The 13980-nt window shown below is 40.8% G+C and carries 13 protein-coding genes; all 13 read right to left on the minus strand.

All coding sequences use genetic code 11. The annotated features are described in order from the left end of the window. Positions 1 to 48 precede the first annotated feature (48 nt). The 13 genes from AKG34_RS16630 to AKG34_RS16690 all read right to left on the minus strand — a co-directional run bounded on the left by AKG34_RS16630 (position 49) and on the right by AKG34_RS16690 (position 13583). Complete coding sequence (locus tag AKG34_RS16630) at positions 49 to 756, minus strand: ABC transporter ATP-binding protein (protein ID WP_053347107.1); 708 nt, start codon at positions 754 to 756, stop codon at positions 49 to 51. Continuing rightward, the gene (locus AKG34_RS16635; protein ID WP_053347108.1) at positions 756 to 1535 is read right to left on the minus strand and encodes an ABC transporter ATP-binding protein; all 780 of its coding nucleotides are present in this window, start codon (positions 1533 to 1535) and stop codon (positions 756 to 758) included. The genes AKG34_RS16630 and AKG34_RS16635 overlap by 1 nt, the downstream gene beginning before the upstream one ends. Continuing rightward, on the minus strand, positions 1510 to 2472 hold the full coding sequence (locus AKG34_RS16640) for a branched-chain amino acid ABC transporter permease (protein WP_053347109.1): 963 nt from the start codon (positions 2470 to 2472) through the stop codon (positions 1510 to 1512). The genes AKG34_RS16635 and AKG34_RS16640 overlap by 26 nt, the downstream gene beginning before the upstream one ends. 13 nt (positions 2473 to 2485) lie before the next feature. Continuing rightward, the gene (locus tag AKG34_RS16645) at positions 2486 to 3364 is read right to left on the minus strand and encodes a branched-chain amino acid ABC transporter permease (RefSeq protein ID WP_053347110.1); all 879 of its coding nucleotides are present in this window, start codon (positions 3362 to 3364) and stop codon (positions 2486 to 2488) included. Between the two features lie 165 nt (positions 3365 to 3529). Continuing rightward, positions 3530 to 4714 (minus strand): ABC transporter substrate-binding protein, encoded by a 1185-nt coding sequence (locus tag AKG34_RS16650; RefSeq protein WP_053347111.1) that lies wholly within the window; start codon positions 4712 to 4714, stop codon positions 3530 to 3532. A 579-nt stretch (positions 4715 to 5293) separates the two neighbouring features. Further along, complete coding sequence (locus AKG34_RS16655) at positions 5294 to 6001, minus strand: ABC transporter ATP-binding protein (RefSeq protein WP_053347112.1); 708 nt, start codon at positions 5999 to 6001, stop codon at positions 5294 to 5296. Then, positions 6001 to 6780 carry an ABC transporter ATP-binding protein gene (locus AKG34_RS16660; protein WP_053347113.1) on the minus strand — a complete coding sequence of 260 codons (780 nt, stop codon included), beginning with the start codon at positions 6778 to 6780 and terminating at the stop codon, positions 6001 to 6003. Before AKG34_RS16660 ends, AKG34_RS16655 begins: the two co-directional genes overlap by 1 nt. Beyond that, positions 6755 to 7726 (minus strand): branched-chain amino acid ABC transporter permease, encoded by a 972-nt coding sequence (locus tag AKG34_RS16665; RefSeq protein ID WP_053347114.1) that lies wholly within the window; start codon positions 7724 to 7726, stop codon positions 6755 to 6757. Before AKG34_RS16665 ends, AKG34_RS16660 begins: the two co-directional genes overlap by 26 nt. 13 nt (positions 7727 to 7739) lie before the next feature. After that, entirely contained in the window at positions 7740 to 8618 is an 879-nt protein-coding gene (locus tag AKG34_RS16670) for a branched-chain amino acid ABC transporter permease (RefSeq protein ID WP_053347115.1), read from the minus strand. A 75-nt stretch (positions 8619 to 8693) separates the two neighbouring features. Continuing rightward, entirely contained in the window at positions 8694 to 9884 is a 1191-nt protein-coding gene (locus tag AKG34_RS16675) for an ABC transporter substrate-binding protein (RefSeq protein WP_053347116.1), read from the minus strand. Positions 9885 to 10058: 174 nt separating this feature from the next. Then, a complete protein-coding gene (locus AKG34_RS16680) occupies positions 10059 to 10820 on the minus strand; it encodes a tRNA threonylcarbamoyladenosine dehydratase (RefSeq protein WP_053347117.1) in 762 nt (253 codons plus the stop codon). Positions 10821 to 10931: 111 nt separating this feature from the next. Next, positions 10932 to 12038, minus strand: coding sequence for a M20 family metallopeptidase (locus tag AKG34_RS16685; protein WP_152952301.1), 1107 nt, complete (start codon positions 12036 to 12038; stop codon positions 10932 to 10934). A gap of 573 nt (positions 12039 to 12611) precedes the next feature. Beyond that, a complete protein-coding gene (locus AKG34_RS16690; RefSeq protein ID WP_053347118.1) occupies positions 12612 to 13583 on the minus strand; it encodes a nuclease-related domain-containing protein in 972 nt (323 codons plus the stop codon). Positions 13584 to 13980 lie beyond the last annotated feature (397 nt).

Here is a 13980-nt window from a genome sequence, read left to right on the forward strand (position 1 = left end):
AGTTAAAATAGCTCATTTCTAGCAAAACAAAAAACCGCTATATGCGGTTTAATGTCCTCCTAAATATGCATTCTTGATTTCTTCGCTTGCGGTTAGTTCCTCGGATTTACCGGATAGAACGATTCGGCCTGTTTCGACGACATAGGCTCTGTCCGCGATGGATAGGGCCAAGTTGGCATTTTGTTCGACAAGCAAGATGGTTGTACCGGTTTTATTGATTTCTTCTATAATATTAAAGATTTGTTTTACTAGTAATGGTGCAAGTCCCATAGATGGCTCGTCCAATAACAGGAGGCGTGGCTTTGCCATAAGGGCTCGGCCCATCGCAAGCATTTGTTGTTCCCCTCCGGAAAGAGTTCCGGATTGCTGCTTCAGTCGTTCAAGCAAACGCGGGAATAATTCATAGACTTTCTCCATATCTTGCTTGATGCCTGCTTTATCTTTTCGTAAATAGGCACCGAGCTGAAGGTTTTCTTCCACCGTCATATTCGCGAAGACACGGCGGCCTTCTGGAACATGAGAGATTCCCATTTTCACAATTGATTGTGCGGCTTTTCCGCCGATAGATTGCCCTTCGTACATTATTTTTCCTTGTTTCGGTTTTAATAGGCCGGAAATTGTTTTCAGCATCGTACTTTTCCCTGCACCGTTAGCCCCGATTAAGGTTACGATTTCACCTTCGTTAATTGAAAGTGAGATACCCTTCAGCGCTTGAATGTTTCCGTAATATACGTTAATGTCCTCGATTTTTAACATTATGAAACCTCCTCGCCAAGATAGGCCTCGATGACTTTTGGATTGTTACGAATTTCTTCTGGCTTTCCTTGAGCGATTAGCTGTCCGTGATCAAGTACGTATATGCGTTCGCAAACACCCATGACAAGAGGCATATCATGTTCAATCAATAAAACGGTCAGATCAAATTTTTCACGAATGAGGGCAATCAAGTTCATTAGTTCATGCGTTTCCTGCGGGTTCATCCCGGCTGCCGGTTCATCTAGTAAAAGCAGTTTCGGATTTGCGGCAAGCGCACGGGCAATTTCCAAACGTCGCTGTTTACCATATGGCAGGTTTTTTGCCTTTTCATCCTTGTATTGATCCAGGTTAAAAATTTTCAAGAACTCAATGGCCTTATCATCCATCTCCTTTTCCCCTTTAAAATGGATAGGCAAACGGAAGATCGAACTCAAAATACTATGTTTCGAAAGAGAATGATAGGCAACTTTTACATTATCAATCACTGAAAGTTCACTGAACAAACGAATGTTTTGGAATGTCCGACTGATCCCTTTTTGCGTGATTTTATATGGGGGCAGTTTTCTTAAGTTCTCACCTTCTAAAGAAATCGTGCCCTCTGTCGGGACGTAAACTCCTGTCAGCAAGTTAAAGAAAGTTGTTTTTCCAGCGCCGTTCGGCCCAATCAAGCCAATTAGTTCTCCTGGATATAACTCGACGTTAACATCAGAAACGGCTTTAAGCCCTCCGAACTGGATGCCGACCGAATCGACTTTAAGCAGCGGTGTTTTTGTTTTCATGGCTGCTGCCTCCTTTACGTTTGAACATAGATGTTATTTCTTTTGTACCCATTAAACCTTGTGGACGATAGATCATCATCACGATAAGCACAAGGCTGTAGATGATCATTCGTGTTTCCGGGTAATCTTGCAGGAAAGTCGTAACAACCGTTAGTAATATTGCGGCCAATACGGCACCGGAAAGACTTCCAAGACCACCAAGTACTACTAAAATCAAAATATCAAATGATTTCAAGAATCCGAAGTTCGATGGCTGGATAATATAGAAGTTATGCGCGTATAACCCTCCAGCAATCCCTGCAAAAAAAGCACCAATCGCAAACGCGACAACTTTGTAATACGTCGTATTAATTCCCATCGAATCTGCAGCCGTTTCGTCCTCGCGGATCGATATGCAGGCTCTTCCGTGGGTCGAGCTTGTAAAGTTACGGATGACGATGATCGTAACGAGAACGGCAGCAAACACCCATGGCCAAGTAGTTAAATGGGAAACCTGCATGCCGCTCGCCCCTCCAACATAATCAATATTCAAAAGAATAATCCGGACGATTTCCCCAAAACCGAGGGTCGCAATCGCCAAGTAGTCTCCTTTAAGACGTAAACTTGGGATTCCGATGATCAAACCGGCCAACGCTGCCACCAAACCGCCAACTATCAATGCCACAACAAACGGCATTTCTAACTTCATGGTCATTATTGCTGAAGCATAGGCACCAACTGCCAGGAATCCAGCATGTCCGATGGAAAACTGTCCGGTCACCCCGATGATTAAGTGTAAGCTTGCTGCTAGGATAATATTAATCCCGATGAACATGAGCGTATTTTGATAAAAAGGATTTAGCGATCCGCCGCCGATTAAAACTTGAATCACGGCGAAAAAGATCAGTGATAGCGAAATCGAGAGCCAAAAACCTTTTGCTCGCTTAAATGTAGTCATTGCTTTGTCTCCCCTATACTTTTTCTTTTTTGTTTTTACCGAATAAGCCTTGTGGCATGAAAATCAAGATAAGAATCAGTACGATAAAGGCTACAGCATCACGCCATAATGAGTAACCGGCGGCACTGACCAATGCCTCGATGACACCAAGCAGTAAACCTCCAACCATCGCGCCCGGTATAATCCCGATTCCTCCAAGTACGGCAGCAACAAATGCCTTCAAACCTGGCAGTACACCCATAAGCGGCTCAATTTTAATATAATAAATACCGAAAATAACACCTGCTGCTCCAGCTAAAGCGGAACCGATTGCAAATGTAGCCGAAATTGTGTTATTAACATTTATTCCCATCAACTTAGCCGCATCCGCGTCAAAAGAAACGGCACGCATAGCTTTTCCTATTTTTGTTTTATGAACGATGATTTGTAAAATGATCATTAAAACTACAGCTACACCGAAAATTAAAACCGATTGACTGTTGATAGAAACTCCAAAGATATTAAATTTGTCTGTTGGCAATACATCACTTGGATAAGCCTCTGGCTGTGCACCACGAACGTAGATGAATCCATATTCGATTAAAAGCGAAACCCCTATAGCTGTGATAAGTGCGGCAATACGCGTTGCGTTCCTCAACGGCTTGTACGCAATCCGCTCGATTAATACCCCAAAGAGAGCGCAGACTGTCATCGAGATTAATAGAGCAGGTACGAATGATAGATCCAGAACCGTTATTGAGTAAAAACCAACGAATGACCCAACCATGAAAACATCACCATGGGCAAAGTTAATTAATTTAACAATCCCGTAAACCATCGTATAACCGAGAGCGATAAGGGCATAAATACTTCCTAGTGAAACCCCGTTAATTAGCTGTTGTATCAATTCCATGTTCGACTCTCCTTGAAAAATCTAATTTTATAATATGGCAAGTTCAGACTCTCGTTTCCACTCAAAATGGAAGTTCCATAAGCCTATATATACTAGAAAAATGAGAATTCGCCAGCACCTTCTATTGTAAGAAAGGCCGGCGAAAGGATTAAAACTTTTACTCTATCATTCAGGATTGATTTTTGTGTTAAATACTTGTTTCCCATCTTTAAACTCAAGAATGGTAGCAGATTTGATTGGATTGTGTTTTTCATCCAATGTGAATGTCCCAGTTACAAGTTCAAGGTCTTTTGTCTTCTCAAGGGCATCCTTAATTTTTTCTGAATCTGTCGAGCCTGCCCGTTTAATAGCATCTGCAAGGTAGTATCCTGTGTCGTATCCTAAAGCATTAAAGGCATCAGGAGATTTATCTTTGTATTTCGCTTTAAATGCTGACACAAAATTCTGAATTTTCTCATCAGGATCACCTGAAGAATAATGATTCGTGATGAATGTGTTATTTAACGCTTTAGCACCCGCAATTTCTATTAGCTTAGGAGAATCCCAACCGTCGCCGCCCATAAATGGTACGTCAAGTCCTGTTTCACGTGCCTGTTTCACAATCAGACCAGCTTCTTCATAATAACCAGGTAGGAAAATAAAATCCGGTTTCGCTGATTTCAAACGAGTCAATGTAGAACGGAAATCAGTATCCTTCGCAATGTAAGCTTCTTCTCTAACGATTTTCCCGCCATTTGCAATGAATTGTTCTTTAAAGGCTGCCGCTAATCCTTTAGAATAATCACTTGCGCTATCAATATAGATGGCAGCACTTTTTGCTTTGACTTCACTAGTTGCAAAATTCGCAGCAACTGTACCTTGGAACGGATCGATGAAGCTTGTTCTGAAAATATAATCGTTCAATTTATCATCTTTGTATGTGATTTCCGGGCTTGTCCCAGAAGGGCTGATAACTGGAACTTTATTATCTTGTGCAATCTGTACTTGTGCAATCGTGTTCGTACTTGTAGCTGCACCAACAATTGCTGTAACCTGATCTTGTGAAGTCAGCTTGATAGCACCGCTTGTTGCTTCAGACGCTTCAGATTTATTATCAACTTTTATTAGTTTGATTTTTTTACCGTCAATTCCTTCTTTGTTAATCTCTGCAGTCGCAAGCTCTAGACCTTCCGCAATCGATTGACCATATGAGGCTACACCACCTGATAATTCAAGGTTGACCCCAATCTTGATTGTTTCTCCCTCTCCACTTGATTTCTCTGATGAACCAGAGCCGCCGGAACAACCCGCTAAAACGCCTGCTGCAAGTGTTAAAGAAAGGAATGCACCTGCTAGTTTTTTCTTTTTCATAATTAACCCCTCCATTTTGTAATCATAGCTCTGATGCATGAATATTTATTCAAAACGCCCCAGAAAAAATTGATTAGATTAAATGTTTATAATTAAATAAATATTTCGAAAATTAGTTTACCGCATAAATTTCATTCCGTCTATACAATAATTGAATGAATATTTTGCTAAATGGTATATTTTTCACAGAGGCTACTCACTGTTTCTATTTTTATATATTTTAATTATTGTGAAAATAGCCTGTATTATCAGAATATACAGATTAATTTTATTATATTGATATTATAAAGTTCTAAATTAATACTAAAAAAATTTTATTCTACTTTCCATTATTTTCATCCTATTTAATACATTTTTTCCAAAAAACAAGTATAACGATAGGGAATTAAACCCATTTCTTTACTATATTTTAGTCTTTGTTCCTAGTTTATAATTGAACTAGATTCTCTTAAATGTATAAAATGCTGTATATAATTCTATTCTATTTCATATCTGGAATGGTGCTATCTTGCTAACATGATGATCATAATCAGAAACACTATTCTTTCTCTCCACAACAAAAAACCGCCAAACGGCGGTTTAATGTCCTCCTAAATAGGCCATTTTTATTTCTTCACTCGAAGTGAGTTCATCGGCGTTTCCAGAAAGGACAATCCGTCCTGTTTCAACGACGTAGGCCCGATCTGCAATGGATAGAGCAAGGTTGGCGTTTTGCTCAACTAAAAGAATCGTTGTGCCTGCCTCACTGATCTCTTGTATGATGTTGAAGATTTGTTTCACCAGCAACGGAGCAAGTCCCATGGAAGGTTCATCGAGCAGTAATAAACGTGGTTTCGCCATTAAAGCTCGCCCCATTGCAAGCATCTGCTGTTCACCACCTGATAGTGTGCCAGCCTGTTGTTTGATCCTTTCTAGTAACCTCGGAAATAGTTCATAGACTTTTTCCATATCTTTTTTGATGCCTTCTTTGTCTTTTCGTAAATAGGCTCCAAGCTCCAAGTTTTCGGCAACCGTCATGTTGGCAAAGACTCGACGGCCCTCGGGGACATGGGAGATACCCATTTTCACGATTGATTGGGCTGCTTTTCCTCCAATCGAACCCTCTTCGAAAAGAACCTTTCCTTGTTTCGGTTTTAACAACCCCGAAATCGTTTTGAGCAATGTGCTTTTTCCGGCTCCATTTGCTCCGATTAAGGTGACGATTTCCCCTTCGTTAATTTCCATCGTAACTCCCTTTAACGCTTGGATGTTCCCATAATAGACATTGATGTCCTCGATTTTCAGCATTATGAAACCTCCTCGCCAAGATACGCTTCGATAACCTTTGGATCATTGCGGATTTCTTCAGGCTTTCCGTGGGCGATAAGCTGACCGTGATCGAGTACGTAAATACGTTCGCATACACCCATGACAAGGGACATATCATGTTCGATGAGCAATACCGTAAGATTGAATTCCTTTCGGATAAACGCAATTAGGTTCATCAATTCTTTCGTTTCATGCGGGTTCATCCCAGCTGCTGGTTCGTCAAGTAAAAGAAGTTTCGGATTTGCTGCAAGAGCCCGAGCAATTTCCAGTCGTCTCTGCTGTCCATATGGCAGATTCTTCGCTTTTTCATCCTTATATTGGTCCAGGTTGAAAATCTTCAAGAACTCAATCGCCTTTTCATCCATTTCCTTTTCACCGGAAAAGTGTCCCGGCAATCTGAATATAGAGCTTGCAATCCTGTGCTTGGCGAGTGAGTGGTAAGCAACCTTGACGTTATCGATCACGGATAACTCACTAAAGAGGCGGATATTTTGAAAGGTCCTGGAAATTCCTTTTCTCGTAATTTTATAAGGCGGTTGTTTTTTTAAGTTTTCCCCATTTAAAGCAATCGTTCCTTCTGTAGGAACATACACACCCGTCAACAAATTAAAGAAGGTCGTTTTCCCGGCACCATTCGGACCAATCAGGCCAACAAGTTCCCCCGGAAATAATTCCACGTTAACATCTGAAACAGCTTTCAATCCACCGAAGCGGATTCCCACTGAATCTACTTTAAGCAACGGTATTGTGGCTTCCATCCTTAGGTCCCCCTTTAGTTTTTTTACCAGTGAACAATGTCGTAATTTCTCTTGTCCCCATTAAACCTTGCGGGCGGAATATCATCATCAAAATCAGTACAAGGCTGTAAATAATCATCCTTGTTTCCGGGTAATCCTGGAGGAATGTGGTCACGATTGTTAATAGAATCGCGGCCAAAACTGAACCTGATAGGCTTCCAAGACCACCGAGAACCACGAAGATCAGAATATCGAATGATTTTAGGAAACCGAAATTCGACGGCTGGATAATATAGAAGTTATGAGCGTAAAGCGAACCAGCAACTCCGGCAAAAAAGGCTCCAATGACGAAAGCTGCCACTTTATAATAAGTCGTATTGATTCCCATCGCGTCAGCGGCCGTTTCATCTTCTCTTACGGAAATACATGCACGCCCATGCGTTGAATTCGTGAAATTCCGAATCACAATAATGGTAATCATTACACAGGCAAATACCCATGGCCACGTTGTCAAATGAGATACCTGCATCCCGCTTGCTCCGCCTACATAATCAATATTCAAGAGGACTATCCGGACAATTTCCCCAAATCCAAGTGTAGCAATCGCCAAGTAATCCCCCTTCAGACGTAAGCTCGGAATTCCAATTACCATACCTGCTACAGCGGCTAAAATCCCCCCTGCCAATAAGGCAATAATGAATGGTAGTTCAAGCTTCATTGTCATCACAGCGGAAGCATAGGCCCCTACTGCTAAAAACCCGGCATGTCCGATCGAGAACTGTCCGGTGATTCCGATGATTAAATGAAGACTCGTCGCCAGCATAATATTGATGCCGATAAACATGAGCGTATTGATATAAAATGGATTGAGCATGCCGTTTGAAATGGTAAACTGCATGACCGAGAAAAAAATAAGTGCCAACACAATCGAGAGCCAAAAACCCTTTGAATTCTTTAAAGTAGTCATCGCTATGTCTCCCCTATACTTTTTCTCTTTTATTTTTACCGAATAAGCCCTGTGGCAAGAAAATTAAAATCAAGATGAGTACGATAAAAGCCACACCGTCACGCCATAAAGAGTAACCGGCGGCACTGACCAACGCCTCAATAACTCCAAGCAGTAGACCGCCGACCATTGCTCCAGGAATAATGCCAATGCCGCCTAAAACTGCTGCAACAAAGGCTTTAAGGCCAGGAAGGACACCCATTAATGGCTCAATCTTAATATAGTAGATTCCAAAAATAACACCTGCCGCCCCTGCTAGAGCCGAACCTATTGCGAAGGTAGCGGAAATCGTATTATTGACATTGATGCCCATAAGCGTAGCCGCTTCGGAATCAAATGAAACGGCACGCATGGCTTTGCCGATTTTTGTTTTATGTACAACAAATTGTAGGATAATCATTAAAATAATAGATACGGATAAAATTAATATAGATTGGCTGCTGATGGAAACTCCTAATATATCGAGTTTATCCATCGGAAGGACATCGTTTGGATAGGCTTCTGGCTGGGCGCCACGGATGTAAATCAGACCATTTTCAATTAGAAGGGAAACACCGATGGCCGTAATTAAGGCCGCAATCCGTGTTGCATTTCGAAGGGGTTTATAAGCAATACGTTCAATTAAGACACCAAATATGGCGCATACAATCATTGAAATCAATAAAGCAGGGATGAACGATAAGTCCAATACCGTAATGGAGTAAAAACCAACAAATGAACCAACCATAAATACGTCACCATGAGCAAAGTTTATCAGCTTGACGATCCCGTATACCATCGTATAGCCAAGAGCAATCAATGCATAAATGCTGCCGAGTGAAATGCCATTTACCAATTGCTGAATCAGTTCCATATTGCACTCTCCCCGAAAAGGTGTTTTTTTAGTGAAGATAGAATAGGGGGACTTGCCCCCCTATCCGCTTAACTATTATGGATTGATTTTTGTTTTAAATGTTTGTTTACCATCTACATATTCTAAAATAGTAGCTGATTTGATTGGATCATGATTTTCATCGAGGTTAAGAGTCCCTGATACTAATTGAAGATCTTTGACATCTTCCAATGCTTGTCTGATTTTTTCGGGAGAAGCATCTCCAGATCTTTTGATAGCGTCAGCCAGGTAGTACCCAGTGTCATAGCCAAGGGCAGCAAAAGCATCTGGTGTTTTATTGTATTTCTTTTTGTAAGCTGCAACGAAATCTTGGATTTTTGCATCTTCATCTTCTGGAGAATAGTGATTAGTGATAAAGGTATTTTTCAATGCCTCTGCCCCAGCAATTTCAACGACTTTCGGAGAATCCCAGCCATCTCCACCCATGAATGGAAGGTCGATGCCGTCTTCACGAGCTTGCTTTAAGATAAGTCCAACTTCTTCATAATAACCAGGAAGGAAAACGAATTCCGGTTTTGCAGATTTGATACGTGTTAATGTTGCGCGGAAATCAGTATCTTTCGTTACATACGCTTCTTCCGCTACAATTTTACCGCCGTTTGCAGTAAATGCTTCTTTAAATGCAGCGGCTAACCCTTTTGAATAATCACTTGCGCTATCTACATAGATTGCTGCAGTCTTCGCCCCAATATCATCAGATGCGAAATTAGCTGCAACCGTCCCTTGGAATGGATCGATAAAGCAAGTTCTGAACACATAATCGTTTAATTTTCCAGCTTTGTTTGTTATGTCGGGATTTGTTGCCGTTGGTGTGAGTAGAGGAACTTTATTATCTTGTGCGACTTGAACCTGTGCCAAAGTGTTTGTGCTTGTAGCTGATCCAACTACAGCCACAACTTTGTCCTGACTGACTAATTTAATTGAACCACTGGTAGCTTCTGCTGCATCAGATTTATTATCAACTTTAATGATTTCTAGCTTTTTTCCGTCAATGCCTTCTTTATTAATTTCTTCGATGGCCAATTTCAAACCATCCGCGGCTGACTGACCGAATGATGCAGTTCCGCCTGACAATTCAAGATTGGCACCAATTTTAATTGTGTCACCCGAGGTGGATGAGCCTCCACTTGAACTGCTAGTTTTCGAGTCGCTATTACAACCTGCCAGCGCCCCAGCTACTAGTGAAAGTGATAGAAACACTCCTGCTAGCTTTTTCTTCTTCTTCATTTGAAACCCCCTAATTTAGTATATTATTCTCATTGACAGAATATTTAAATAAAAATAATATTCTGAAAATAGTGTATCTCATTCTATCGACTCCGTCTATATGTCATAGAAAAAAATGTTAATAAAAAATATTTTCATGATAATACGGTCAAAAAAAACTGACTCTATTTAGAGTCAGTCATTAACACGGCGAACTTCAATGTCTTTTACAATATCATTGATTACCCAACTGGCCGCAATTAAGCCAGCTACAGATGGTACGAATGCATTAGAAGATGGCGGCATTTGCGCTTTACGGATTTTTGCATTGTCATTGCCGACTTCTTTTCGAACATCCTCACGAATGACAATCGGACTTTCATCGGAGAAGACAACAGGAATTCCCTTTGTGATGCCCTCTTTTCGTAATCTTGTACGAATGACCTTGGCAAGCGGATCTGTGTGCGTTTTTGAAATATCAGCAATTTGGAAACGGGTCGGGTCCATTTTATTGGCAGCTCCCATGCTTGAAATCACCTTAATATTTCGTTTCAGGCATTCCTTCATCACATGCATCTTATAAATGACCGTATCTGATGCATCAATGACATAGTCAAGATTATAACTGAAGAACTCCTCAAACGTTTCTTCTGTATAGAACATTTTTAGCGCGATTACTTCGCAGTCCGGATTAATATCTTGAATGCGGGTCTTCATCAATTCCGCTTTCGGCTGACCTACAGTTGAGAGAAGTGCATGAATCTGTCTGTTCACATTAGTGATGTCGACATCATCTTTATCAACAAGGATAATTCGACCTACTCCTGTACGTGCCAATGCCTCAGCTGAAAAGGAACCGACGCCACCTACACCTAGAACAGCAACGGTCGTGTTTTTCAGTATATCTATGCCTTCCTTACCAATCGCTAATTCATTTCGAGAAAACTGATGCAGCATATATATTCAACTCCAATAAATTCTGTTCTTATTTAGATTCCCAATTAACAATATATCATAAACATCATTTATGACAAGTGAAATATGAGCAGAGTTATCGGAATTAGTATACTAGTTCATTGTAGACAATTTTTGAAGAACTGTTGCTAAAAGAAGTGTTCGTTCTGTCAGGCTAGGAATTTCTAAATACTCGTCTTCACTATGCGCATTCCCGCCAATTGGACCTAGTCCGTCTACGGTTGCAATTCCTAATTCAGATGTAAAAGAAGCATCTGAACCTCCACCCGTAGCCGTATCGGTGATATTGATGCCGATTTCCTGCCCCGCCTGATTGATAGCCTCTAATAGAATGGTCGTTTGTTCGTTCTTTTCCATGGGTGGCCGGTCCATTTTGCCGCTAAGCGTCGTTTTCGTTCCCGCAATATAAGTGTGAGCACAGATTTTTTTCATTTGTTTTAGGATAATAACTTCCTGTTTTTTTTCTGAGATACGCACATCCACAAAGGCAGCGGCGTGGGAGGCAATGGTATTGACAGCTGAACCGCCTTCAATTATCCCGACATTTACACTAATCCCCTGCTTAAGATCATTTAACCTGTGCAGTGCGATAATCTTATGAGCCAATTCTTCAATTGCACTTCGTCCTTTTTCCGGTTCAATCCCCGAGTGAGCAGACACTCCTACTATGTCCACTTTAAATTGCCCGCAGCCTCTTCTCGCCGTAACAAGTGAACCATCCGACCTCGCTGGCTCTAGAATTAACGCAAATTTCTTATTTGCCGCATTCTCTGAAATGAGTGAAGCAGAAGAAGGAGACCCTATCTCTTCATCACTATTGAGAATGATTTGAATATGTTTATACCCGGTCTTCCCTGCCTGTTTCATACAAAGAATCGCATAAAAAAGTTCGACTAAGCTTGCCTTCATATCAGCAACACCAGGTCCGTATGCGCGATCTCCTATCACTTTAAAAGGACGTTTTTGTACCGTCCCTTCTGGAAAAACTGTATCCATATGTGCGACAACGAGAATATGTGGTTGAAGCGCATCACGATGCTGAATAACTAATTGATTGCCATAATTCTTTTGTTCCACAATATTCACAATAAAATCAAGACTCTCAAATTTCGTTTTTAAAATCGCACCAATTTTATCAATTCCCTGTTTTGTGTAAGAACCACTATCAATATTCACAAGCTGCTCCACTAATTGAAGCATTTCTCTCCTCTTAGCATCCAATAAATCTTTCAAAGCCCTCACTACTTTCTTTTTCCTTGCTCTTATTATTTCAACCTTACTACATACTTTACGAATGTATATTGTGTAATGTTCCTTAAATGGGGGTTTTTGATGTTAACTCGTGAGTTTAGCACGGTTACTCGTGAGTTTCAGACGGTTACTCGTGAGTTTCTGCTTTTTACTCGTGAGTTTCAGACGGTTACTCGTGAGTTTAGACATTTACTCGTGAGTTTAGACATTTACTCGTGAGTTTCAGACATTTACTCGTGAGTTTCAGACATTTACTCGTGAGTTTCAGCCGGTTACTCGCGAGTTTAGACATTTACTCGTGAGTTTCAGCTCTTTACTCGTGAGTTTCAGCTTTTTACTCGTGAGTTTCAGACATTTACTCGTGAGTTTCGGACGGTTACTCGTGAGTTTCAGACATTTACTCGTGAGTTTAGGACGGTTACTCGTGAGTTTAGGACGGTTACTCGTGAGTTTCAGCTCTTTACTCGTGAGTTTAGGACGTTACTCGTGAGTTTCAGACATTTACTCGAAAGTTTCAGCCGGTTACTCGTGAAATAAGCCCTCAAGGTTATATTCTCGATTTTTATATTGCCCTGTATAAGGCAATTCCATGGTAGAGAGTATTCTTTGCATGATATCTATCGATTCAATTTGTAAAAATAACCTCGCTTGTTTATTTGTAATCTTGGGCCTTATGAGGAGGGCATAATCACGAAGAGTTTGAATGTGGGCATCTTTGGAAGAGTAAGAACAATGCGCGCATGTCCATTTTCCCCAGTGACGTTGCATTTGGAGAATTGAACATTCTGGGCAGTGAACACTTTTGAGCAGATCCGTTTCAGAGATTTGATACCATTTGAGTATATCCGGATTATGTGGAGTGTTTTTTTGAAGGAATGTGTTTGATAGTTTATTGCGCTGCCTTTGGGTTAATTGCGCAGATGGATACTTTTTATCAAGAGTTTGAATTTTTGAGATGAGTGTTTCTTTTCCGGTGATTTGCTTGAAGATGGAGGCATGACCAGGAGTAGTCTTAATGATGGTGTTCGAGTTTGCATTTGCAATGAGTGTTTCAATCGGAAGCAACGGGAATTTATGAAGGTTAAGCCAATTGATTAAGCGTGATTTTTGCACATCAACCTGGATAAGCGGATCAAGATAGGCTTGTTCCTGTCCATCTTTTGTCCGAATCAATTGAGGATAGGTGCGGTCAAAATAGAGTAAGCCGGCAAAGTTTTTCACCTCTATGATAATGCAGCAATTCATAGATACGATAAGAAAGTCCATTTGGAAAAAGCTGCTCTCATCGCGGCTCAGTCTGAGGTCATGAAATACTTGATATTTTTTTGAAAGATCCTTTAACTCTTTTCCAATACTTGATTCTCCATTAAAACCAGTACGGATTTTCCGGTAATCATTCGTTATTTTTTTCTGTTTAGGATGGTTTGGTGAGAGCCTTCTGCTTAATGCCTCCAGTTTAAGCATTTTCATTGGCTTTTCACATGGTTTTTTCATTAATTCATCACTCCTTCTTCTATATTTTCTGTGATCATGCTTTTGATTCCTGCCTGGGTATCTGAAAAATAGTGGTTACTCGTGAGTTTGGGCTTTTACTCGTGAGTTTCTGCTTTTTACTCGTGACTTTCTGCTTTTACTCGTGAGTTTCTGCTTTTACTCGTGAGTTTCACCCCTTTACTCGTGACTTTCAGCCTTTACTCGTGAGTTTCAGCCTTTACTCGTGAGCTTCTGCTTTTACTCGTGAGCTTCTGCTTTTACTCGTGAGTTTGGGCATTTTACTCGTGACTTTCTGCCTTTTACTCGTGACTTTCTGCTTTTTACTCGTGAGTTTCAACCTTTTACTAGTGAGTTTCTGCTTTTACTCGTGAGTTTCACCCCTTTACTCGTGAGTTTC

This window comes from Peribacillus butanolivorans (genome assembly GCF_001273755.1).
Lineage (GTDB): Bacteria > Bacillota > Bacilli > Bacillales > DSM-1321 > Peribacillus > Peribacillus butanolivorans.